Origin of the sequence: Bacillus sp. FSL R5-0585 (assembly GCF_038004545.1) — a bacterium.
Lineage (GTDB): Bacteria > Bacillota > Bacilli > Bacillales > Bacillaceae_G > Bacillus_A > Bacillus_A cereus.
Genome location: NZ_JBBORJ010000001.1, coordinates 3,271,617 through 3,295,003 on the forward strand (window position 1 = coordinate 3,271,617; position 23,387 = coordinate 3,295,003).

A 23,387-nucleotide genomic window follows, 5' to 3' on the forward strand; every position below is an offset into this window, starting at 1 on the left:
TCAGTTACTTTTAGTATAGCACACTACAACTCATTTTCTTTACGCATATGTGTTAATTTTATAATCTGTTTTTCTGTAAAATACGCGAGTAAATGCGCATGACATGTAAAGAATATGACTTGTCTATCTTTTGCAATTTCCTTTATAAGTTCAATTGTGCGATTCGTCCTTACCGCGTCAAAGTGCACGAAACTATCATCAATAATAAATGGATAATCATGCTCAAATGTTTTCGCGAGTGCAAATCTCAGCGATAAATATAACTGCTCCGCTGTCGCTTGGCTTAGTTCATGACTGTAAAAACGCATACCGTCGTTACGTTCAACGATGAACGGTTCTGCCTCTGACGGTGAAAAGATTTTACTATATCGTCCGCCTGTTAAATAGACGAAATACTCTTCTGACTTTTGTAAAATACGAGGAAGATGTACTTCGTGATAATATTGCTTCGTTTTCGTTAACACCGTTTTTGCGGCCGCATAAGCAGCCCACTTCTTCACTTGTTCACGCACTTGCGCTTTTTTCATTTCCCATTCATGCATTAAATCACCGTACGTACTACCTTCTTCTAAATTCGCAATTTCCATACGATGTTTCGCAATACGCTCTGTCAGTTCTTTCTCTTCCGTAAGACAGTTTTGCACGACTGTCATTTCTTGCTTTAATTTCTCTTCATAACCGTCAGCTTCATAATGTTCAGCTAATGATAAACTCGTTAAACGCTGTTCCAACAGATTAATTTGCGGCAATAAACGCCCCACTTGTTTCTCTGCATCCTCACGTTTTTCCGCCAGTTTACCTGCTTCTAAAAACATCTCTTCATCTGTAGACGCTGCAATATGCCATAAACCATCTCGTTCTATTAGTAATTGCTTTAATTGTTCTTGCATAAACTCATATTCTTCTTGCCATTCCGCCAGTTTTTCTTTTAACTGCTTACAAGTTTGGCGCTTCTCTTTCTCATTTTGCATACGGCTTTGTGCCTCGTGTAGCTTACTATACTCCGCACTACCGATAACAGTTTCTAGTTTATGTTCAAATTGCGAAATCATTTCATATAATGAAGATTTTCGCGTGCCTTGCTTCTCTAACTCCCGATATAATTGCTGCATTTTTTCAATACGCTCAAACGCCGGCAATATGTGTGCATACGTATAAAATTCAGGAAACATATAGCGCGTTTTATATGCATCGACTTGTTCTCCCGCCTGGAACGTTTCTCTCTCCCATTCCTCATACGATGAAACGACTTTATCATACGCTCGTTCCAACTGCTGTAACTTATAAGACTCACGCTCAAATAATTTACGTATCTCTTCATCTTTTTCTAACTGATAGCGTACAGACATCGCTTCTTCACTTTGTCTCCCGCCGGCACTTTGCTGAAGTGTAAGGAGCTCTTCTTGTAATCCATTTGATGGATCTTTATATAAAACAAGAGCGAGAACAATCCCTACAAAAACAATGACACTAATAAATAAGAGCGCTCGGTTATCTATAAATAAGCTTGTGAATAAAACGCCTGTGTTAATAAGAAGTAACAGAAGACAAACTCTTTGCCACTGCTTTTTCTTTTGCTTAGCTGCTCCTGCTTTTTCCTCATACTTGCGCTTCATTCTCTCTGCGCCCATACCGATAAACGCCGCATCTTGGAACGATTTCTCTTTCTCAACTAACACATTTCTCTCTTCATCCACTAACATTTGTTTCTTAATCTGTCTTATATTTTCTTCTTGTTCTTCTAATTGCTCTTGCGCTACTTTAAAACAATCATCGAGCTGTACTTTTTGCGTTTCTAATTCGCGCGCCTTTTGCACTGTTTGCGTAATTAACTCTTTCGTTGCCAAACTCATATCAAATGAAAGAACTGTTTCCTTTTCAAAAGTAGTACCAATTTGTTGTTCTAGTTCTGCCAGTTCTTCTTTTATATTCGTAATATTCCCGCTCATATCACGCATTTCTTGGCGTGCATTTTCGTAAGACATATGCTGCATACGAAGTTCTTCTACACAACTTTCTTTTTGTAAAAACTCTTCATCTATTTGAATCGAAGCAATTTCCGATTGTACTGTCTCAATTTTCTTGTGGAGCGAATCGACTTGTAATTGAAGCGGCTCCATCTTCGCCTTCATTGCTTCATAACGCGCCATTCCGTTTACAGGAAACTGCCCGCTCTCGTTCTCTAACACTTTCTCATGCGCACGCTTTTCAATAACGAGTGGCTCAAGCGCTGCTAATATTTCATAATCTTGCTTTCGCTTTTCTGCACTCTCTTTTTCCCCGCGAACAGAAGCAAGCTTCTCTTCACTTTCTTTTAACTGCTCCACTTGTTTTTCATACGTGCCAATTTTCCCTTGCCACTCTTTCATCTTCTCTTCAAGTTTCTTCATCTCTTGCAATGACACGTTAATTTCTGGTTTACGACCACTCGGCTTGAAGCGCTGGTCCATTTCTTTTTCTAGCTTTTTATCTAACTGCAATAGCGCATCACTTCCGACTGCACTTGCCGAAAATAAATAATTGCCAATATCCGCTTCACCAAGCTGATGAATGTTTTGAAGGCCATGCATATCAAATGAAAAGACAGATTCAAATAAACTTTCATTCATCCCGCTTAATATATCGTTTAAAATTTCTTCTCCGCCCGTTTTCCCGTCTTCAAAATAAACGGTCACCTCGCCATTGGCTGTCTTTGGCAATCGCTCAATTTTCAAACGACCGTACTGCTCTGTTTGCACAGTCATCGCACCGCCATACTTACCACCTTCTTTCGGCTCATAACGGCGCTGTCCTCTCGTCGGAAAACCGAATAAAATACTTTTCATAAATGAGCGAATTGTCGATTTCCCCGCTTCATTTTCACCGTATAACACTGTCAGCAAGGAAAGATCCATTTCCACATTTTCTAATTTTCCGTACCCATAAATATGGATTTTTTCAATTCTCATTTTTTATCCCTCTCTTGCTGGAATAATTGTTCTAAAATAATATTTTCTGCTTCCTTTTGAATCTCTTTCTTCTCTTCTTCTGTAAAAGATTCAATACTATTACGCGCTACAGGAGATGTCCAAATAGTGCGCAATACTCCATCCATATTAGTGAAAGCTTCTAACTCCTTTAGCACACTACCGACGAAATGATTTTCCGCTTTCAAACGTTCGATTTCCGCAAAAGAAACCGTCTCATTTTTCCACTTCATCGCATATACGAAATCTTTTCGCTCTTCTCCAGATGCTAAAATATGAAAAATCTCTTCCACACGCTTTTCGTCGCGCAAATAAGGTGAAAGTGGGCCCTGCCCTGTGAATACGACAGTTAAAAGCGTCCCTTCCTCTTCTCTTCTGCATTCATTCATCGCAGTAGATAGGCTCGTCATAAGTTCATCAACAGTTTCAAGTCCATCAATACAAACTTCAATCTCATCCCATACAACATCTGCCGTATGGAAAAATGAACATTGCGTTCCTTGTTTCGTAAGTTCAATAAGGTACGCACCCTTCTCGCCTGTTTCCTTACGATGACGACCTTGTATGTTCCCTGGATAAATCATATACGGCTCTTCTGATAAAATTTCACGTTTATGTATATGGCCAAGAGCCCAATAGTCAAACAGTTTTTCTTTCAACTCACGAATTTGAAACGGTGCATAGCGATTATGCTCTGCATCTCCTTCCACACTTCCGTGAAGCATGCCAATATGAAAAGGCGCATCACTCATTTTCGTATACTGCGCTGTCATATTATCCGTTACCGCTTGCTGCAAATAACTAAACCCATAAATAGAAGCTAATAGCTCACCATTTTTATAAAATGATTTCTCTTCTACATAAGGCTCAGTAAATACATGAACATTTTCCGGAAACTCAATTGCTGCCCAGCTTCCCCCTAAATGATCATGGTTACCGTGAATAATAAAAACAGGGATATCGTACTGCGAAAGTCTCTTCATTTGCTCACGCACAAACACTTGCGCCCTCAAACTTCTCGTCTCCGCATCATACAAATCCCCAGCTAGTAATACGAAATCAACGCGCTCTTGAATCGCTTTATCAACAATACGCTCAAATGATTCAAACGTACTTTGCTTCATTCTCTCCCAAACAGACTGCGGTACATTCATCTCCATCCCTTTAAACGGACTATCCAAATGCAAATCAGCCGCATGTATAAACTTTACTTGTTTCACAAATAACGATCCTTTCTATCTTTCAAAAGTTTCATTTTATTAAAATTAACATCGCTGAAAACTAATACTCATCGAGAATAAAAATATTCTCGATGAGTAAAGTTTCATTCTATTTTACCACGCAATGTCATATATTTCTTTGCATATTGTAGCGTTTTATGTCAAAATAATTATAAGATTCTGATTTTAATTATTGGAGGGAATTTTCATGGGAGTATACGTTCTAACAGTCTTTGAAAAAGATGGTTCAAAAGCATTAGACGAATCATTCGAGGCGGCAACTGAAAAAGAAGCAAAAGCAAAAGGTGAATCTATCTTACAAGAAAAAGGATTGTATGAAAAAACACATCGCTGTACATCTACTGCAGGTAAGCTCGTTTTATTCCAGCGCTAAAAAAAGAAGCGTCATCCGCTTCTTTTTCACTCTACTATATCTTCGTCACACCACGTAAACACCACATCTAGAATGCGATTACCGATACGTACGCGTTTATTCCATTTTCCTGTTTGGATCTGATGTTGCAATTCAGCTTTCATCTTTTCCGTCCAGTCGTGAATCGTTTCACTACCGTCGTACGGATATACGCTTGGAAACTCTTTCTGCAGTAGATGCAAGCTCTCTGCATCAAAATGAAAATGGAAGAAGTAGTTTGCTGTAAGCGATGGTTCTTGCAATCGTAAAAAATGATCATCAATTTGCTTTCTATTTCGATAGAAAGTAAAGATATTCACTTTACCGCTCGTAATTTGGTCAATTTGAATTTCGTGCTTCTCTATAATCACGTCTTGTCCACCTCGTTGTATACTATCTTTAGTATATATGTCTTTTGCAACAAAGTTAACCATTTTCGCGCGAAATTCATTTCCTTCATTATATTACCTGTACCTCCATATGCAATCAGAACAAATAAAAACAAAGTTGAAGGGGAGCGATCACATGTATTTCGGAAGCAAAGGTTGGTATGTAAAAGAACTTAAAAAATTAGGTATCCGTACTTATGAAGGTAAAAAACTAGAATCGTATCGTACGCATGTGTTATCTAGTTTACTTGAGAGAATGAAGAAAGCTTCGGCTTAATAGAAAAACACCTCCCGAATTCGCATACTAAGTGAAGTGACCCAATGAAATAAGACAAGGAAAAAACACCTCTTATACCGTATTTAATTTAAATACGAATATACGGAGGTGTTTCTTTTATGGGGACGAGAAAATCTTATTCAGAAGAAATTAAATGGAAAGCAATCGAGCTGAAAAAACAAGGATACACAAATAAAGAAATTATGGAACAATTAGGAATTAAAAATAAAGCACAGATTAAAACTTGGATGAAGTGGCATCGTGAAGGTGAAACGTATCGTTTTAGTCGCCCTGTAGGAAAACAAAGTACGCTACAAAAGGCTAGTGAAGGAGGTATAACTGAAATCGAGAAACTTCAGATAGAGAATCGGAAATTAAAAATGCAACTAGATATTTTAAAAAAGTACCAAGAAATCGAGAGGAGTTGGTTAAAGAAGTAGTTGTAGAAGTAGTGGAGTTGATGAAAGATGAGTACTCCATTAAAGAGATATGTATATTAATTGGTATACCTCGTTCTACTTATTATCGATGGAAAAATAAAGTGAAAGATGTAAAGGAAGCAAAATTAGAACAGGCTATTTTGAAAATTTGTATGACAAATCACTTTCGATATGGACATCGAAAAGTTACTGCTTTATTGAAACGAAAATATAATTATCACCTAAATCGAAAAACCGTACAAAAAATAATGCAAAAGAAAAATTTACAATGTAGGGTTAAAAGAAAGAGAAGAACCTGGATTAATGGGGAAAGTAGAATTGTTGTAGAGAATCTCTTAAATAGAAATTTTCAAGCTAACAAGCCAAATGAAAAATGGGTTACAGATATTACATATTTGCCATTTGGTACAGAGATGTTGTATTTATCAAGTATTATGGATTTATATAACAATGAAATCATTGCGTATGAAATAAGTAACAGACAAGACGTAACACTTGTCTTAAACACAGTTGAGAAGGCGATCAAACTAAAACAAAAGACTCAAATTATACTACATAGTGATCAAGGGGCCGTGTATACCTCCTACGCTTTCCAAACGTTATCTAAAGAGAATGGCATTACCACAAGTATGTCCCGTAAAGGAAATTGTCATGATAATGCCGTAATAGAATCTTTTCATTCCTCATTGAAATCTGAATTGTTTTACTCCCAAGAAAAACAAATACATTCAACCTCTACTCTCAAACAACTCATTCACGATTACATTGAGTATTATAATACGGAACGTATTCAAGAAAAGTTAAACTACCTGTCTCCTATAGAATATAAGAAACAGGTAGCATAGGTGTTTTTTTCATGTACCAAATTCGTGGGTCAGTTCAAAGTATGCAAATTCAATGGAGGTGTTTTTATCAGTTTTCATAAAAGATTTTTTGCTTCCGCTGGAACGGATACATTTTAATCTCAGCTGTATCTAAATCTTCATTGAATAAATGAATGGCTATAATTTGTCTACAATCGTAAGTATGGTAATAATATGTTCCAGATTCCATACACATTGCACTCGTATAGATCGTATTATCTAATGTTCCGTCTTCTGTTATTACTGCCCCTTTAGGGACCTCACAATTTGATAAGATATGAAAAATAGCAGATATCCCCTCTTCTTCGTTCTCTATACCTTGAATGTTTTGTTTTCCATATGCTGCCCGCACAAATCTTGATGGCGGTGTGAAATCTCCAGGAAGTCCCATCGATCCTGAACCTTGTCCAAAAGCACTTAATGGTACATCGCCCCACTCCGTTGGCGCAAATGGCTGCGATTTAAGACCAATATATTGTCTTAAATTTTGTAAATGCCAATTAAACTCCGGACTATTAGTCATCACTCCTAGTGGATTGTCATACATTTTTAGTCCATCAGTTGTCGGCTCAAGTACAATACAATCTCCCCATTTATCTGCTAAAATCCAATGTAGCGGCGGAGCAATTCCTAAAACTGGTAATGGTACATCTATAAGGGAAATGTTATCAACAGATTTTTTTAACTCTTCAACAGAATTAAACTGCGTGAGGCTCCAAGCCACAAAATCAAATGGCGCTAAATTCGTTTTGTGGTTATCTATACTGTTACTATAAGTAGCGAATCCCGGGAAATAGAGAGTGGCACACGTCATACCAGCTTCATTTACTCCGTCCGCCATAATGACCCTTCCTTCATGATTAATTCCCATTCCGACAACAGCCTTTTTCGCTCGGATCGTTTCACCAGTTATATTGTTCCACTGATAACGCCGAGGAATGATTATTACTTCCTGATTCATATCTAATGTGAAATCCATTGTTCTCGCAAAAAGGTGTTGGAAATTTTTAGTTTGTAATGTCAAACTAGTACACATGAAGAAATCCCCCCATTTTATAGTTATATACACATTTTATAAAATTCTGATAAATACGTAAATTAAAAACCCTATTTATCACTAACAAAATAACCACCCAAACCAAAAATGCTATAATAAACCCAATGAAACTAAGGGGGTAAATTACTTTGCTTGGAACATGCATTCAATTTCATAAGTTTGGCAATCCAAAAGACGTATTACAAGTTGAATATAAAAATATAGAACCACTAAAAGATAATGAAGTTTTCGTCCGTATGCTAGTTAGACCGATTAATCCATCTGACTTAATTCCAATAACCGGAGCGTACGCACATAGAATCCCTTTACCTAACATACCTGGTTATGAAGGTGTTGGTATTGTAGAAGATGTAGGAGCTTTTGTTTCTAGAGACCTTATCGGTAAACGTGTGTTACCGTTACGCGGGGAAGGTACTTGGCAAGAATATGTGAAAACATCGGCTGATTTTGTAGTCCCTATTCCCGATTCTATTGATGATTTTACCGCGGCACAAATGTATATTAATCCCCTTACAGCGTGGGTTACATGTACAGAAACGTTAAACTTACAGCGTAATGACGTTTTATTAGTGAATGCTTGTGGATCCGCAATTGGTCATCTTTTTGCGCAGTTATCGCAAATTTTAAATTTCCGATTAATTGCTGTTACAAGAAATAATAAGCATACAGAAGAATTACTGCGCCTTGGTGCTACGTATGTAATTGATACTTCCACTGCCCCGCTTTATGAAACCGTTATGGAATTAACGAACGGGCTCGGTGCGGATGCTGCAATTGATTCCATCGGAGGACCGGATGGAAATGAATTAGCTTTCTCCTTACGTCCAAACGGGCACTTTTTAACGATCGGTCTTCTATCAGGAATACAAGTGAACTGGGCCGAGATTGTCACGAAAGCAAAAGTACACGCAAACATATTTCATTTACGACATTGGAATAATGAAGTGTCACCATATAAATGGCAAGAAACGTTTCGTCACTTAATTTGCTTAGTAGAAAATGAGCAATTACGTTTTATGAAAGTCCATTCTACATATGACTTAGCGGATGTGAAAGCGGCGGTTGATGTTGTGCAATCTGCGGAGAAAACGAAAGGGAAAGTTTTTTTGACGGGTTATTGACTACAATTGAAGGAGTCTTTTTGATTGGCCATTTAAATAGACTAGATAGTACGTTTAGGAACACCTAATTGTAAGTATCTGGTATAATCCTATTAAAAGGTGAAAGGAGATTTTCACATGTGGCTAATCACGGCAATCGCGCCTGTTGTAATAGTTGGTGGAATTGTAGTATTTGTAATTAAAAGATTGGAACATAAATATAAGAACGGAAAATTAGGTAAGAAAAAATCTCAAAAAGCTCAACTGTTATTAGATAGTTTCATACCTATGGGAATGCTTGTCGGCTGTATGATTGGTTTGATTTCCGGTATGTTTTCCCCAGATTTCTCACTGCTTTCCATTAGTTTAGGGTCTGGAATAGGCTATTTATTTGGTTATTTCGCCTATGAAATTTATAGCAAGACAGGCAACAATTTTTCATAATCCAAAAAGAATAAGCGGAACAGTACATAATCGTCATATAAAATATGTACTGTCCTTTATTGTTGCATCAACATTATCACCTTACCTTTCGCCTACTATACACCTTTTTTATTGACTTTCCTCTCCTCCCTCTTTTGTATATCCACTTTTTTATTTTCATTGGATCTATACCCATAGTAAAGTAGAGCACATGTAATAACTGAACCTACAATATATCCTAAAAAACACCCTAACCAAAACATAATGTAACCGCCTCTATTCATTATAAATTTTATGTAATACAACCCTTTACATGCTCAATCGTTTATTTCTATAAACTATACACTCTCGTTATTCATACCATTATTTCTCCCCTTACCTCAAATAACAATTTTTTTATTTATCATAAAGTTAACACTCTCGTTAAACAAATATAAAGATTGCTGTATTTCTTACTTTTCTCCTTGAAAACGATATATACTATATTTGAAATAAGCGGGTGCGTCTGCTTAGTATCTAAATTCCCGTGCAATACCCCCAATCCTAGCATCTTTTACAATAACGTTTTGCTTATTTTTTGTACTTATAATACGCCATCAACTCTTCTTCATTTTAACTTTAATCATGAAACAAAAAAATCCCCTCAAAGCATGAACTTTAAGGGGGAGCCTGTTTTTTATTTACTTATATACGTACAGCTGTACCACTTACAGCAACCATTAACATTCCATCACGAACAACTTCGTAATCTACGTCAATACCAACGATAGCGTTCGCACCTTTTTGTTTTGCAAGTTCTTTCATTTCATCCATTGCGATATCACGAGCTTCTTTTAGCTTGCTTTCGTAAGAACCAGCACGACCACCGACAACATCACGAACGGAAGCGAATAAATCGCGGACAATATTTGCACCCATAATAGCTTCACCATTTACAATATCGATATACTCAATAATTTCTTTACCTTGAATTCCAGACGTTGTTGTTACAATCATGACTGACACTCTCCTAATAAGTTGTAGTTTTTTAATGCGCTTTCTTATGTCTTTATTATGACACAGAAAAAATATCTAATCTATTGAATTACCTTACAGGAGTGTGACAATTTTGTAAGAATAAAACCCCCATTATGTTCAATAAAGCGCTTTAACATTTGGGTACATAAACGATTCTCTATTTTCTTTCCAATCCTTTTCTACTTCTTTAAACGTTGGTCGCCCTAATTCTTTATTATTTTCATGTTTACTAAACCATTTTTTCACATACTGATCTCCATTTTTATTTTGAACTGTGCAAAGGAAACTATTACTACTATCCTTTAATATTTTTACGATCACGAAAAGACACCTCTTCCTTCTCAATATCATAATAGAACTTGATCTTTTACTATAAGCCCTTCCTCTCTTATAGTCATACGACTCCTCGGCCGCGCCAAAGTTGTAAGATCAAAAACGATATTCACTTTGTTTACATTTTATTTAAAGAAATCAGAGTTATAAGCATTATGCTTATCAAATATTTTATAGATTTCTAACTTATCATCTAATTTTGCATCTACTAAAATTAATATATTTCCATCGTAAATATATTCTTCATACTTTTTAGCATGGTCTTCAGGGATTCCTAAGCCGATAAATGCTCCTATTAAACTTCCAGCTCCTCCGCCAATACCGGCTCCTCCAATAGCTGCTGCGATTGGTCCTGCTGCTACAATTGGACCCATTCCAGAAACGGCAAGTATACCAAGACCTGTTAATAAACCTCCGAGTCCGCCTGCTACTCCTCCAGCTACAAGCCCTGTCGCTGAAAAGATATCTGCTTTATGTGCAGTTTCGCTATTCACTTTTTCACCCGATTTTTCTTCTAGATGTTCAATTTCCTTTTGATCTTTCGCAATAGCTGAAATGTTATCTGCTGAGTATCCTTTTTCATTTAATTCATTAATAACGAGTGCCGCATCATCAATGGTTCTAAAAACACCTACTATTTTTCTATCTACATTCATAACTATTAACCTCCTAAAGTTTTATATAATGTATCTTTATTTTTCTTCATTTCTGTATACACTAATTTTCTTATTAACATAACCATTTACGAAAAAAGCGAATAGTAAAAGCACTACAAGTGAACTACTTAACAAGTAAATTAAATCAAATGTAATATTAATCATCATTTCATTCATGTATACCAGGCTCCTTTTTATTTAAAGTAAAAGTATATTTTGATAGACTAATCTATTAAACATAGACATCTTACAATTCATCTTCAGTCAATCTCTTTGTAGTATATGTATACCCTTCCTAACCTTTTCTAAACGTAAAAAACTATAATTATATTTTTTCTTATTTATATGTTTAACATTTTTTAAAACGGGTATGTTTATATTGTTATGCTTACTATATGGAAAGGAATATTACGATGAACGCCATTCACTCTACTACTATTTCTTATAATGAAATACCTACAATAACGCAGATTCATCATTTTTATGCTTTAATGACAACATTTCAAACGAATGTATTTATAGGTAAACACGGAGCACTTACTTCTATTAAAAACTTAAGCACTCTAGTATCCTTTTTCCTTACTGTAAAAAAGAGAGAGCTTGTATTATTTATCTTTGAAGGAATAGATGCAAAAAGAGCTTTAAGAACACTCTTTCCTTCTTAAAAGTTTTGTTATCCCCTATTCCCTCGATTGTTACTTTTCATATATAGTTTTATATTTCAAAATGATTTCCTCTATTAAAAAAGAACCCCCTAATACAATAGGGGGATTTCTAGTTTAGCCTTATGAAAACTGATATAATATATATTACGTTTTTCATTCTTTAAAATAGAAAAGTTTTAATAACCTTGAAGGTAGGAATTTTTAATGAACTCGAAAGCAAAATTTAGTATTCGCTACAAAATTATGGCTGGTTATTTAGTTATCATTTTGTTCTTACTTGTTTCTTTCATTATGTTGAACAATGAGATTTCTAATTTACAAAAATCTCGTAATTTTATTATTGATCACGATTTTAAAGTTCTCAATTTAACAAATCAAGTGGAGAAAGATTTACTAACAATTGAAAATAAAGCGAAAGGGTTTATCATTTCTAATAATCCAAATTACGTACAATCTCTTAATTCTGCGGAAAAGGATTACGAAAAGCATTATCAAAATCTTTTCTCATTATTAGAGGATAACCCATCTCAGCAAGAAAAATTAAAACAGATTAACGAAAACATTACTAGTTGGATCAATAAAGAGATTCACCCACTCATTACAAATCATAATAGTAATAATGTACAAACAATCGACACGACTCAAATTCAGTCATTACAGTCACAGGTAACTAACTTCCGTAGCACTGAGGAGCAATTAACGAAAAAAAGAGCAGCACAATTAGATACTGAAAATAATAAATTAGAGATTTGGTTATACAGTTTATTGTTCTTACTTTCTTGTATTTCTATTATCATTTCACTCTATATTTCGAATTCCATTACAAAAACGATTAAAAATGTAATTCAAGCTATTAAATCCATTTCTTCTAAAGAAAAAATCACGGAAAGAATTCATGTAAACACACGTGATGAAATAAAAGATCTTGCTCATACAACGAATCACCTACTAGACGAAATATCGAAAAGAGAGTGGTTACAAACGGAGCTTGCAGAATTAATTTTAATGTATCAAGGTGTATCTTCTATTGAGATGTTAGGTAACAAAATTCTTAGTGGAGTGATACAAAAAACGCAAACTTCTTGCGGTGCATTTTATGTACGTGAAGAAATTGAAGACACTGTCTATTATGTGAAGAAAGCTTCTTTCGCCGATCAAGGTGCTGATATTGGAAAACAATCCATTCAAATGGGTGAAGGTTTCATTGGACAGTCTGCCTTAGAAAAGAAAAGTTTTATTCTCAGGGATATACCCGAAGAGTTTCGTTATGTCACTAGCGGAGTATTAGAAATACGTCCTAAAAATCTATTAATCATCCCTATCTTATTTGAGGATGAAGTAATCGCAGTAATGGAGTTAGTAAGTGTCACTGAGATTTCAGATTTACATCAAGATTTAATTCAACAAACCGTTGATAATCTAGGTTTAACAATCCATAGTATTATGGGACGTATGCGAATTCAAACTCTTTTACATGAATCACAAGCAATGACAGAAGAGTTGCAAGTTCAATCAGAAGAATTGCAAACGCAAGCGGAAGAACTACAAATGCAAGCAGAGGAATTACGAACAACGAATGAACAATTAGAATCTAGAACTGAAGAGGCTGAGCAGAAGACAGCTGACTTACAAATTACTAAATCAGAATTAGAAGAAAAAGCAAGTGAGTTGTTACGCAGCTCAAAATACAAATCTGAATTTCTAGCAAATATGTCACATGAATTACGCACACCGTTGAATAGTATTTTACTATTATCTGAAATGTTAAGAGAAAATCATGATAACAATTTATCCGACGATGAGATTGAATTAGCAACTGTCATTCATTCATCAGGGAAAGACTTACTTACTTTAATTAATGACATACTAGATTTATCTAAAGTAGAAGCAGGCAAACTAGACATCATTTTTGAAGCAACGAACATAAGTGACATGGCAGCCAATATGCATCAAAACTTTTTACATATAGCTGCACAAAAAAATGTCGAATTTACTATTGAAGACAGTGATACGATTCCTGATCTGTTTTATACAGATGCAAAACGGATTGAGCAAATTATTAAAAACTTATTATCCAATGCATTTAAATTTACAGAAAAAGGATCCGTTTCTTTACATTTCGATTCGATAGAAACAAGTAATTTAAGTCATGATATGCAGTCTATAAGTAAAGATTGGATTACAATTTCAGTAAAAGATACTGGTATTGGTATCGCTAAAGAACAGCATCAACTTATTTTCGAAGCCTTTCAACAGGCAGATGGCGCAACGATTCGGAAGTATGGTGGTACAGGATTAGGTTTATCTATTTGTAAAGAGTATGCTAGATTGTTAGGTGGTTGGATTACGTTAGAGAGTAATGTAGGAGAAGGTAGTACTTTCACGGTATATATTCCTAACCTTCCAAATGGATTACCAGATATACAGTTATCCAATTTAGAAGTCGCAGCAACGATAGAAGATGTTATTCCTGCTGAAGTTGTTGAAGAAACTATTGTTACTACCGAAACAAATAACGTCTTCCAAGAGAAAACAATTTTAATTGTCGATGATGATCATCGAAATATATTTGCGTTACAAAACGCATTAAAAAAACAAAATGCCAACATTATTACTGCCCAAAACGGCTTAGAGTGTTTAGAAATACTAAAAAGTAATACAAATATTGACCTTATTTTAATGGATATTATGATGCCTAATATGGACGGTTATGAAACGATGGAAAATATCCGAATGAACTTAGGGTTAAATGAAATACCTATTATCGCATTAACTGCTAAAGCAATGCCAAATGATAAGGAAAAATGTTTATCTGCTGGCGCTTCGGATTATATAAGTAAACCATTAAATCTACATCAACTCTATTCGGTAATGAGTGTATGGTTAATAAAATAAGTGAGGTTTAGTTGGAGTGGAAAATAAGTATTATAATTTTGATCCATCAGTAGATACGGATGAGCGCACGAATTTAGAAATTGAATTACTATTAGAAGCAGTATTTAAACTATCAGGATTTGATTTTCGCCAATATGCTCGCACATCTATTTATAGAAGAATTTGTAATAGAATGCAGCTCTCTAATATCCCTACCATTTCAAAATTAATTGAAAAAGTAATTCACGAGGAAGGGGTTTTAGAACAGTTATTAAATGATTTCTCGATTAATGTAACTGAGATGTTCCGTAACCCTGCCTTTTTTAAAGCGCTTAGAGAGCATGTTATTCCTGAATTAAAAAAGCAACCTGAAATTAGAATTTGGCATGCTGGATGCGCAACTGGTGAAGAAGTATTATCGATGTCCATCTTACTTCACGAAGAAGGATTAAGTGAAAAGTCGGTTATTTACGCAACAGATATGAATACAAATGTGTTAGAAAAAGCAAAACAAGCTATCCTTCCGTTAAATAAAATGCAAACTTATACGAAAAACTATTTACAAGCTGGCGGTACACAAGCATTTTCTAACTATTATTCAACAGATAATCGTTTTGCTTATTTTAATCCATCACTTTTACAAAACATTATTTTTGCACAGCATAATTTAGTAACCGATCAATCTTTTAACGAATTTCATATTATACTTTGTCGTAACGTTTTAATTTACTTTACAAGTAAACTTCAAAATCAAGTGCAGCAACTATTTTATGAAAGCTTAGGTCACAATGGTTTTCTATGTTTAGGGAATAAAGAAACTCTTCGTTTTTCAAATATAATGCCGCATTATACGCAATTTAATCCTAGCGAACAAATTTATCAAAAAATACAATAAAGTGAAACTTTAATCAGTGGGGGTATCCCCCACTGATTATCAGCCCTCACCAATCGGGCATTTACGGGCAGTTGATCTCCCACCTACCTTCTTTGCTTCAGACTAATTTTTTGGTAGGAGTCTTACTGCCCGTTAATGCGGGATAAAAAGCGTATGAAATCCTCTGTTTGGATTTCATACGCTTTTTATTTCGCATTCGTTTGTATCATAATGAGACACATATCATCTGATTGCGCTTTCTTTTGTTCTTCCTTGTAAAACCCTTCTATCTCGCCTTCTAAATCTCCCCATTTTCTTTCTGTAAAAGTACGTAATTTCTCTTCAGCCTCAAATTCATCATTTGCAATTGCTTCAAGAACACCATCTGTAAACAATACGATTTGAGCGTTCTTTTCAAAAGGTATAACTGTCTTTTTAACTTTTATTTCATCAAAAAATCCTACCGCACAACTCCCGCGATTTAGTTCAACCATATTTGTTTCATCAACTAAAACGTATCCAGAAGGATGCCCTGCATTTACATATTCAATCGTTCTCTTTTCTGTATCTACTACTAAATATATCGCTGTAAAATAATATGGAATATCGTCATTCTCATTATGTAAAAGAGTCATATATTTATTTAAGTCTTTAATGACAAGTTCTGGATCGATTAAAGATTTAATCGTTTCACGTAATACAGACGAAATAAACATACAAACTAATGAAGCAGATATACCATGTCCCATCACGTCTAATAATATAATACCGTAGCGGTTTTCATCGATTTTATACCAATAATACATATCTCCAGCTAATTTAAATGAAGGTAAGTAACTTGCTTCAATTTTTATATAATCTTCTCTTAATGGGCTACTTAATAAGTTTCTTTGTACTTGCGTAGCTAAATCTAGTTCATTCCGAAGATTTTCTTCTTGTTCTTTATGCCAATTTAATTCCGATTTCAAGCGTAACGCTACACGCATACGTGCTAATAGTTCAACTTTATTTATAGGTTTCGTAATATAATCCATTGCCCCCATATCAAGAGCTTCGGCCAATTTATTGGCATCCTCTAAAGCTGTAACAAAAATAATAGGAATATCTTTAAACTTCTCCTCTTTTTGTAATCGCCTACAAACTTCAAGTCCATCAATTTCAGGCATCATAATATCTAACAGTATTAAATCAATTTCATTATACCTGGAAGAATCTTCTCCAAATTGAATGTATTCGAAAAGCTCTTGTGCAGAATTCAGCGATACAAGATCCTGATATCCGGCTTGTTTTAAAATTTTTTCAATTACAAAGATGTTAACCGGATTATCATCGACAATTAAAATGGACACAAGTTATTTCCCCTTTTCTTATTTAAAATGTAAATCTATTATCATTTTCTATTTTTCTAGTATTGCATACTCAGTTACAAAATGAAAATTTCCTACTCTAACATAATTTTTATACAGCAAAAGAACAAACCCCCAGAAATGAGAGTTTGTTCTTTCATTCTATAAATTTCCACTATTAATTTAATACCATTGCTTTGTCTTTTAAAAGACGATCTAATTCTTCCATATGATTTGTTTCATCTGCAATCATATCTTCTAACTTTACAACTAACTCTGTCATATTTAATTTCGCTGCCTGTTCTTTTCTCGTTTCATAACGCTTAATTGTCTCATATTCTGATTGTCTAGCGGACTCTAACATTTCTCTAACATCTTCTACTTGTTTCACTGGTAAAGGGATTGTAGTAGGTGTACCACCTAACGTCTTAATTTTCTCCGCTAAATATAGGGCATGTCCTTGTTCATCACTAATTTCAGATTCAAAGAAAGGCTTTAACACTTGTCTATATATACCAGAAACTGTAGCTGCATTATGGTTATACATAATAATTGCTGCGTATTCTCCTGCTAAATCTTCATTCAATCCTTCGATTAGTTCTTTCACATCGTGTGACATTTTCATATCTCCTCCTATACTTAATAAGTACCCCTTTTCTCATGTTTTAAACATAATGATTTTAAATTTTTTATGTATCTAAAAATGCGGCTTGCTTCAATTTACTTATCGCTTGTCTTTTAATACGAGAAACGTGCATTTGTGAAATACCTAACCGTTCCCCTGTATCTTTTTGATTTAAATTTTCTCCAAATATATAATGAATAACACTCTTTTCCGTATCATTTAATACGTTAAAAATATCCTTTAAAACGAGACGCCTTTCTGTCTCTTCATATCCTTGCTCTACTTCACCTACAGATTCAATTCTCGCTACCGAACTTCCATCAGATGAATTTTCAACTACATCATCTAAGGAAGATACTCGATAATTATTTTTCGCATCCATAATCTCTAGAACTTCCTCTTCCGATAGTCCTAAATGATTTGCGATTTCTATTATCCTCGGTGAACGTTGTAGGTGATCTGTTAGCTCCTCTATCGCAAGCTTAATTTTCCCGCCCAAATCTTTAATTCGCCTTGGAACGTGAATGCCCCAAGTTTTATCACGTAAATACTTCTTTATTTCGCCTACTATTGTAGGTATTGCAAAAGGCTCAAAGGCATTCCCTATCGAATAATCATACCTTCTTATTGCGCCTAAGAGCCCTAACATGCCTACTTGTATAATATCCTCATGCATCGGTCCGCCTTTTGAATAGCGATATGCAATGGAATAGACAAGATTTTTATAATGCTCAACTAACCTTTCCTGCGCTTCATCACATTGGTTTTGTTGGAAGTCTGCAATTAGTTTAATAACGTCTTCTTTAGTAAGATTCGTAGGTTGAGATTGGATTTCCATCATTCTCCACCTGCTCTCTTTGTATATATTTTGTCATTAAAACTGTCATGCCCTCATCATGCATGATTTGTATATCATCCATTAACGTATTAATTAAATATAAACCTAAACCATTTTCCGGCAAATGTTCTACTGGTTTACTAATATCATACGGACCAACTTTCCTTTTTAAGTTATTAAAATCAAAGCTAACCCCATTATCCGCAACCATAATTTCTAATCGATTTTCATATAGTCCAAAGACAATTGCAATTTCTCCAACGTCTTCTTTATATGCATGTTGTACAATATTTGTACATGCTTCACTAATAGCAATTTTCATATCTTCTATATCGTCATAAGCAAAGCCCATTCGATTCGCAACACCAGCCATTGTTAAACGAATAATAGCCACATATTCTGCCTTTGCAGGAATTTTCATTTCTATCTTTTCAAATCTCTCCATCATCCCTAGTCACCTTCTTTCTACTTTTTCAAAATCGGAATTCAAATTTAATATTTCTGTTAACCCTGTAATATCAAATAATCTTTTTAACCTTTTAGATACACCAATAAACTCTAGTTTTCCATCATTTTTCTTAACCGCTTTTAATAGCGCTATAAAAACACCTAAGCCTGTACTATCCATATAATCTACGTTATGAAAATCTACTACAATATGAACCTCTTTTTCGCTTGTAATAGGCATTACCTTATTTTTTAAATCTGATGCCGTATACGCATCAATCTCACCATTAAGTTGTACCGTATAACCTACATCATTTTGCAAAATATTTATTGCCAAATTCATCATTTCCGCCCCCTTATCTCGAACTTTTACTATTTAATTACCCATAAAAATTAGTTTTAAACATATTTTTTTATTTTCATTATAAATAAATTTTCTACACCTTTCTCGGCTTAACACTTAAATCGTACTAATAAATGTTTAAAACTTATAATTTTGTGTATGTATAATGTATAAACATTATTTTTAGGGGGATCTATCTATGGAAGAGCACAACTTTAAAAAGGGAGATTTTGTTCAATTTTCTTATCGACACGATCATGCTACAAAATTAGTTGGTTCCATTATTAACATACTAACGAATACAATTGTAGTTGATATAAGTAATAGCGAGGACTTATCTCATATAGAACCAAGGCAAGTCGTAAGAATAAATAATTGTAAAAAGGTAACGATGGCTTAATACATAATAGAAAGTGTAATGTTAATGAGTGGGGGGTTCTTTATCCTCCACTCATTCCTATGTAAAATACATAAAAAAGCATCCAAATTAGTTTAATTGGATGCTTTTTTATGTATATTTATCAGTTCATTAATTTTATAGCTATATATAATAAACTTAAGATTACTATTCATTATCATACTTACGCTTTCCGTAGCATTCTAGAGAAGAATGTAACGATTAAAATAAAGACGATTGCACCTAATAACGCTGGAAGAACGAAAATGCCTCCCCATTCAGGACCCCAATGACCAAATAACGCACTACCTACCCAAGATCCAATTAATCCGGCAATCACATTACCAACTATACCTAAAGGAAAGTCTTTTCCCGTAATCATTCCAGCTAACGCACCAATAAGTCCACCTACAATACACGTAATAATAAGTCCCACAATTAAACCTCCTATATTCGTTTTATATTGGATTTATCAAGCTTTGGTATGTAACCAAAGCTTGATAAACATGTATTATTCTTTATTATCCAACCCATCACTTATCTTTTGTTTCACTTTTCCGACTTTTTCTTTTATCGTTCCCTTCGTCTTGTCCCACTTCCCTTCATTTTTCAACTTTCTATCTTCTGTAACTTCACCAATTCCTTCTTTTACTTGTCCCTTTGTCTTTTCCACTTTACCCGTAATTTGTTCTTTTAGTCCGCTCTCACTCATATTTCCCATCTCCTTTTCGTAATAGATTTATAGATTTACAGGATACAAATTTAAATAGAATACATGCATCTTCTTTCGTGTAACCATTCACCGACTCTTTCTAAATCTTTAACGAATAACAAGATCTTCCCTTCATCTAGCTTTTCTTCGTAGAAGTTTGCTTCTTCCTCATTAAGCCCTAACTCCTGCATTTTATTTCTTAACTGATCTCCCGTTTTTTGAAAGACATTAATAATGCTTGTCCCAAGTCCTTCCTCTTTTATTCCAATCGTGTTCACGTCTGCATTATCTGCGATTCTATCTGTCCTCTCTTTCTCATGTGTTAACACGTAAATATCTTTTTGTTCTATTCCTTTCTTCACTAGATCATTCGCCGCATTCATGACCTCTTTCTCCGTAATAAATTCATATACAAAAGGTTTACTATACTTCGTTTCCATCTTTAACTTCCTCCTTTAAAATGAATTATTTGTTATATTATATGTAGTACACCTATTTTCGAAATGTTAAACATAAAATATGAAAAAAGTTATGTGAATTTTGATTTTAATAGAAAATGAACAACGTCATTTACCACTTTAAAACATCTTCCCCTTACAATAACTACCTAAATTAACAGAATATTGTTACAATTGATCTTAAGGAGGGATACTATGAAAAAAATCATATCTATATGCGCACTAACCGCTCTATCTTTCACTTTAATAGGTTGTACAAGCACCTCGGCTACAGATAAAGCTTCACAAGTTAAGCAAGAACATACACAATATACCTTTCAATTAAACTCCGCAAATATTTCAGACATTGAAATACTAAAAACAACAAATCATACTACTTCCAAATCTCAAACAGATAATGAAGAAATGATAAAATCTATCGTTCCAGCAATTCAAAATGGAACACCTAAAACTATCACTTTAGATCCAAAAAAGAGAGAATCTGCACATTCTACTATTACCATTACATATAAAGATGACGCAAAAGAAGAATTTCTTGTTTGGGTTGATAATAAGGAACAAATTACAATTGCTAAAGATGAGAAGAAAGATAAGGTAGAAGGTGTGATAGTAAATATTAAAGATGCTAAAATGATGAAGGATTTCTTTTAAAATTCTAGTTAACGTTAAAAAAAGAGTAGGATTACACCCTACTCTTTTGTTTAATCATGCTCAATAAATAGAACTTTATAAAATCTATTTAAGGTCTAATTTTGCTAAATCATGTTGTAAAACATTATTTCCTTCTTGTGGGTTAAATACGATTGCACTAAGACCAAAAACATTCGTAACAACATCTCTATCTTTCGGACGAATGATTCTTACTTCATAAGCAAAGAGTGCTGGAGGAAGAGCTGCTGAACGAAAAGTAACATATCGATTAGGTGGCAATGTTTGTGTTGAAGGGTCTATTAATGGTAACAATACCGGAGAACCCGATGACCAATCAAACATTTCAACTGTTACTCTACGAGTATCATCTGGATCAACATTCATAGCTTCAACAGTAAGAAATAACGTAGCGGAATGTCTACGTAATACACCCGTTGATAAAGTTTCATTATGATGTTCAAAGCATTTTTTTGGAGGGTGACCATAGCCATAACTCATACCAATTCCCCCCTTTCATTTACAATTAAGGACAAGTATTCCTTATAATATATAATGCTATTATTCTTTTATTGAAAGGTATAAAAGCGGATTTCTATCTATATTATTAGATATTTTATTTTTCATTTATTCGCTCTTAAATAATAAAGTGAAACTTTATTCCAAACAATATCGCTATTGCACCAAAGTAAAACAAACTGGACAACCTAGATTTCAAACTGTAAGATTAGATATTGGTGAAATCGGGCAGCAAAGCATATATAGAAAATAGGTGTTAATGTTGAAAATCAATAAAAAATTTGAACCATTAATTTTTAATATCTTTATGATTTTAGGCATATCTAGTATTATCTCTTTCGTCATGGTTTCAATGAATGTTGGATATACAGCTTTATTTCTCAAATCATGGATGAAAACATGGGGAATTGCTTTCGTACTTGCATTTTTAGCTTCTAAATTATTACCCTTTGTAGTTAAAAAGATAATGAAAATCTTCACTTTTGTTGAGAATGATGCTTAAGAATAAAGTGATGTACTGCGTAGGTTCATTCCAATTAAAAAAGTTTATTATCACAAAAACTTAACCTAGTAAAATGTTTCAAATCGAAGGAAGACACCTTAAAGGTTGTCTTTTCTTTATAAGTAAAAAAAGCCCGCCTATTTCCGTAGGCGGGCTTTATCTTTATTACACAATACGAAAGTATACTCTCTTTTCCACTGAAATTTCATGTAATTATACATATTCATAAAAAGGTATATAGTAGACTATAAACTATGGGTACGCTCTATAAAGCTGATTCTTTTGAAAGGTGTCATTATAGACCCTAGCTAATTAGATGCCCATCTATCCCAAGAGTTTAAGCTTTCAGGGGATCCATCCTATTATCTTCTCTCTTCATACAATCGATTTGCTTTATACGAGCAAACGAAAAACATACATGTCGCAACGGGGATAAATGTCAAAAAAAGTCCTCTCATTAATGCAAATGGCGTTTCAAATAAGAATGACCATAGAAATGATGCACCTTGCTTATCCCATAATCCTGGCGTCAAGTATAGTTCTTTCGGATTTACAAAGGCTCCTAAATTCATTGTATTACTATACACAAATAAAAATAATATCGGCAAATAACAGATCGCTAATTCTAAAAATGTTTTAGATAGACGCTTATACTTCCCTGCTCGTGACATTGGATCTGAAAAAATGTCATCTTCACTTTCTTCATTTACCTTTTTAAAATAGTACGTACCTGACCAACGATTACCGGCTATATGCTCCCAACCACTATCTTCAAATAACGTGCAGTAATTAATAAATTCACTTTTTCTACTAAATACTCTATGGTCTATTCTAATCGTCGCATCTTCCGGCTCTGTATATCTAAATGTATAACCAAATGTAGTGCTTTTCAGTTGATAGCCTTTCCAAGCCATCTCTTCTAACCATTTTTCCTCTTTCTCAAAATCTAAAAAGAATTTCAATCTCCACATCATCGTTTCCCCCTA

At 34.2% G+C, this 23,387-nt stretch carries 29 protein-coding genes; 11 read left to right on the forward strand and 18 right to left on the reverse strand.

What is annotated here, in order from left to right; genetic code table 11:
- Positions 1 to 23: 23 nt before the first annotated feature.
- Positions 24 to 2,948: an ATP-binding protein gene (locus tag MKY38_RS16800; protein ID WP_341049188.1), complete on the reverse strand. Its 2,925-nt coding sequence runs from the start codon at positions 2,946 to 2,948 to the stop codon at positions 24 to 26.
- The gene (locus MKY38_RS16805; RefSeq protein ID WP_065223799.1) at positions 2,945 to 4,186 is read right to left on the reverse strand and encodes a metallophosphoesterase family protein; all 1,242 of its coding nucleotides are present in this window, start codon (positions 4,184 to 4,186) and stop codon (positions 2,945 to 2,947) included. The genes MKY38_RS16800 and MKY38_RS16805 overlap by 4 nt, the downstream gene beginning before the upstream one ends.
- Before the next feature lie 208 nt (positions 4,187 to 4,394).
- Here MKY38_RS16805 and MKY38_RS16810 point away from each other — a divergent pair, with 208 nt between their 5' ends.
- Positions 4,395 to 4,580 (forward strand): YhzD family protein, encoded by a 186-nt coding sequence (locus tag MKY38_RS16810; protein WP_000539552.1) that lies wholly within the window; start codon positions 4,395 to 4,397, stop codon positions 4,578 to 4,580.
- 26 nt (positions 4,581 to 4,606) lie between these two features.
- Here MKY38_RS16810 and MKY38_RS16815 read toward each other — a convergent pair whose 3' ends face one another.
- Complete coding sequence (locus tag MKY38_RS16815; protein ID WP_000582785.1) at positions 4,607 to 4,969, reverse strand: hypothetical protein; 363 nt, start codon at positions 4,967 to 4,969, stop codon at positions 4,607 to 4,609.
- Positions 4,970 to 5,123: 154 nt separating this feature from the next.
- On the opposite strand from MKY38_RS16815, the gene MKY38_RS16820 reads away from it, so the two are divergent.
- Both MKY38_RS16820 and MKY38_RS16825 read left to right on the forward strand, forming a co-directional pair.
- A complete protein-coding gene (locus MKY38_RS16820; RefSeq protein WP_000273536.1) occupies positions 5,124 to 5,264 on the forward strand; it encodes a YflJ family protein in 141 nt (46 codons plus the stop codon).
- Positions 5,265 to 5,383: 119 nt separating this feature from the next.
- A protein-coding gene (locus tag MKY38_RS16825) for an IS3 family transposase (RefSeq protein ID WP_170965754.1) occupies positions 5,384 to 6,549 on the forward strand; the annotation gives its coding sequence in 2 pieces (ribosomal slippage) (positions 5,384 to 5,681 and positions 5,681 to 6,549; 1,167 coding nt in all).
- Positions 6,550 to 6,616: 67 nt separating this feature from the next.
- On the opposite strand, the gene MKY38_RS16830 is transcribed toward MKY38_RS16825, so the two are convergent.
- Positions 6,617 to 7,603 (reverse strand): choloylglycine hydrolase family protein, encoded by a 987-nt coding sequence (locus tag MKY38_RS16830; RefSeq protein ID WP_070179802.1) that lies wholly within the window; start codon positions 7,601 to 7,603, stop codon positions 6,617 to 6,619.
- A gap of 149 nt (positions 7,604 to 7,752) precedes the next feature.
- On the opposite strand from MKY38_RS16830, the gene MKY38_RS16835 reads away from it, so the two are divergent.
- Together MKY38_RS16835 and MKY38_RS16840 are read left to right on the forward strand one after the other, a co-directional pair.
- Positions 7,753 to 8,745: a zinc-dependent alcohol dehydrogenase family protein gene (locus MKY38_RS16835; RefSeq protein ID WP_065223397.1), complete on the forward strand. Its 993-nt coding sequence runs from the start codon at positions 7,753 to 7,755 to the stop codon at positions 8,743 to 8,745.
- A 117-nt stretch (positions 8,746 to 8,862) separates the two neighbouring features.
- On the forward strand, positions 8,863 to 9,168 hold the full coding sequence (locus tag MKY38_RS16840; RefSeq protein ID WP_065223398.1) for a hypothetical protein: 306 nt from the start codon (positions 8,863 to 8,865) through the stop codon (positions 9,166 to 9,168).
- 663 nt (positions 9,169 to 9,831) lie between these two features.
- Here MKY38_RS16840 and MKY38_RS16845 read toward each other — a convergent pair.
- The 4 genes from MKY38_RS16845 to MKY38_RS16860 form a co-directional block, all read right to left on the reverse strand.
- Positions 9,832 to 10,143 (reverse strand): YbjQ family protein, encoded by a 312-nt coding sequence (locus tag MKY38_RS16845; protein WP_000637510.1) that lies wholly within the window; start codon positions 10,141 to 10,143, stop codon positions 9,832 to 9,834.
- 138 nt (positions 10,144 to 10,281) lie between these two features.
- Entirely contained in the window at positions 10,282 to 10,485 is a 204-nt protein-coding gene (locus MKY38_RS16850) for a DUF4028 family protein (protein WP_065223399.1), read from the reverse strand.
- A 137-nt stretch (positions 10,486 to 10,622) separates the two neighbouring features.
- A complete protein-coding gene (locus tag MKY38_RS16855; protein WP_001100100.1) occupies positions 10,623 to 11,153 on the reverse strand; it encodes a general stress protein in 531 nt (176 codons plus the stop codon).
- A 36-nt stretch (positions 11,154 to 11,189) separates the two neighbouring features.
- On the reverse strand, positions 11,190 to 11,330 hold the full coding sequence (locus tag MKY38_RS16860; RefSeq protein ID WP_001004571.1) for a hypothetical protein: 141 nt from the start codon (positions 11,328 to 11,330) through the stop codon (positions 11,190 to 11,192).
- Positions 11,331 to 11,566: 236 nt separating this feature from the next.
- Here MKY38_RS16860 and MKY38_RS16865 point away from each other — a divergent pair, with 236 nt between their 5' ends.
- The 3 genes from MKY38_RS16865 to MKY38_RS16875 all read left to right on the forward strand — a co-directional run bounded on the left by MKY38_RS16865 (position 11,567) and on the right by MKY38_RS16875 (position 15,587).
- Positions 11,567 to 11,818, forward strand: coding sequence for a hypothetical protein (locus MKY38_RS16865; RefSeq protein ID WP_000991346.1), 252 nt, complete (start codon positions 11,567 to 11,569; stop codon positions 11,816 to 11,818).
- Positions 11,819 to 12,022: 204 nt separating this feature from the next.
- Positions 12,023 to 14,713, forward strand: a complete 2,691-nt coding sequence (locus MKY38_RS16870) for an ATP-binding protein (protein WP_341049192.1) — start codon at positions 12,023 to 12,025, stop codon at positions 14,711 to 14,713.
- Positions 14,714 to 14,729: 16 nt separating this feature from the next.
- A complete protein-coding gene (locus tag MKY38_RS16875) occupies positions 14,730 to 15,587 on the forward strand; it encodes a CheR family methyltransferase (protein ID WP_000429042.1) in 858 nt (285 codons plus the stop codon).
- A 185-nt stretch (positions 15,588 to 15,772) separates the two neighbouring features.
- Here MKY38_RS16875 and MKY38_RS16880 read toward each other — a convergent pair whose 3' ends face one another.
- From MKY38_RS16880 to rsbV, 5 genes are all read right to left on the reverse strand, one after another.
- Entirely contained in the window at positions 15,773 to 16,915 is a 1,143-nt protein-coding gene (locus tag MKY38_RS16880) for a fused response regulator/phosphatase (RefSeq protein WP_000025538.1), read from the reverse strand.
- A 175-nt stretch (positions 16,916 to 17,090) separates the two neighbouring features.
- A complete protein-coding gene (locus tag MKY38_RS16885; RefSeq protein WP_070179799.1) occupies positions 17,091 to 17,531 on the reverse strand; it encodes a ferritin-like domain-containing protein in 441 nt (146 codons plus the stop codon).
- Between the two features lie 70 nt (positions 17,532 to 17,601).
- A complete protein-coding gene (sigB, locus tag MKY38_RS16890) occupies positions 17,602 to 18,378 on the reverse strand; it encodes an RNA polymerase sigma factor SigB (protein WP_002164611.1) in 777 nt (258 codons plus the stop codon).
- Positions 18,341 to 18,823: an anti-sigma B factor RsbW gene (rsbW, locus tag MKY38_RS16895; protein ID WP_000970576.1), complete on the reverse strand. Its 483-nt coding sequence runs from the start codon at positions 18,821 to 18,823 to the stop codon at positions 18,341 to 18,343. Before rsbW ends, sigB begins: the two co-directional genes overlap by 38 nt.
- A 6-nt stretch (positions 18,824 to 18,829) precedes the next feature.
- Entirely contained in the window at positions 18,830 to 19,168 is a 339-nt protein-coding gene (gene rsbV, locus MKY38_RS16900; protein WP_048656404.1) for an anti sigma b factor antagonist RsbV, read from the reverse strand.
- Positions 19,169 to 19,364: 196 nt separating this feature from the next.
- Between rsbV and MKY38_RS16905 the strand changes: the two genes are divergently transcribed.
- Positions 19,365 to 19,565 carry a hypothetical protein gene (locus tag MKY38_RS16905; protein ID WP_000391011.1) on the forward strand — a complete coding sequence of 67 codons (201 nt, stop codon included), beginning with the start codon at positions 19,365 to 19,367 and terminating at the stop codon, positions 19,563 to 19,565.
- 181 nt (positions 19,566 to 19,746) lie between these two features.
- Here MKY38_RS16905 and MKY38_RS16910 read toward each other — a convergent pair whose 3' ends face one another.
- From MKY38_RS16910 to MKY38_RS16920, 3 genes are all read right to left on the reverse strand, one after another.
- Complete coding sequence (locus MKY38_RS16910) at positions 19,747 to 19,998, reverse strand: GlsB/YeaQ/YmgE family stress response membrane protein (RefSeq protein WP_000522903.1); 252 nt, start codon at positions 19,996 to 19,998, stop codon at positions 19,747 to 19,749.
- 75 nt (positions 19,999 to 20,073) lie between these two features.
- Positions 20,074 to 20,274 (reverse strand): CsbD family protein, encoded by a 201-nt coding sequence (locus MKY38_RS16915; protein ID WP_000004269.1) that lies wholly within the window; start codon positions 20,272 to 20,274, stop codon positions 20,074 to 20,076.
- A gap of 50 nt (positions 20,275 to 20,324) precedes the next feature.
- The gene (locus tag MKY38_RS16920) at positions 20,325 to 20,714 is read right to left on the reverse strand and encodes a general stress protein (RefSeq protein WP_016125605.1); all 390 of its coding nucleotides are present in this window, start codon (positions 20,712 to 20,714) and stop codon (positions 20,325 to 20,327) included.
- A gap of 213 nt (positions 20,715 to 20,927) precedes the next feature.
- On the opposite strand from MKY38_RS16920, the gene MKY38_RS16925 reads away from it, so the two are divergent.
- On the forward strand, positions 20,928 to 21,383 hold the full coding sequence (locus tag MKY38_RS16925; protein ID WP_341049197.1) for a hypothetical protein: 456 nt from the start codon (positions 20,928 to 20,930) through the stop codon (positions 21,381 to 21,383).
- An 84-nt stretch (positions 21,384 to 21,467) separates the two neighbouring features.
- On the opposite strand, the gene MKY38_RS16930 is transcribed toward MKY38_RS16925, so the two are convergent.
- Positions 21,468 to 21,881 carry a hypothetical protein gene (locus MKY38_RS16930; protein WP_000120217.1) on the reverse strand — a complete coding sequence of 138 codons (414 nt, stop codon included), beginning with the start codon at positions 21,879 to 21,881 and terminating at the stop codon, positions 21,468 to 21,470.
- 280 nt (positions 21,882 to 22,161) lie between these two features.
- Between MKY38_RS16930 and MKY38_RS16935 the strand changes: the two genes are divergently transcribed.
- Complete coding sequence (locus MKY38_RS16935; protein ID WP_000700224.1) at positions 22,162 to 22,401, forward strand: DUF2798 domain-containing protein; 240 nt, start codon at positions 22,162 to 22,164, stop codon at positions 22,399 to 22,401.
- 362 nt (positions 22,402 to 22,763) lie between these two features.
- Here the strand turns inward: MKY38_RS16935 and MKY38_RS16940 are convergent, their stop codons facing one another.
- Complete coding sequence (locus tag MKY38_RS16940) at positions 22,764 to 23,375, reverse strand: DUF2812 domain-containing protein (RefSeq protein ID WP_025710240.1); 612 nt, start codon at positions 23,373 to 23,375, stop codon at positions 22,764 to 22,766.
- Positions 23,376 to 23,387 lie beyond the last annotated feature (12 nt).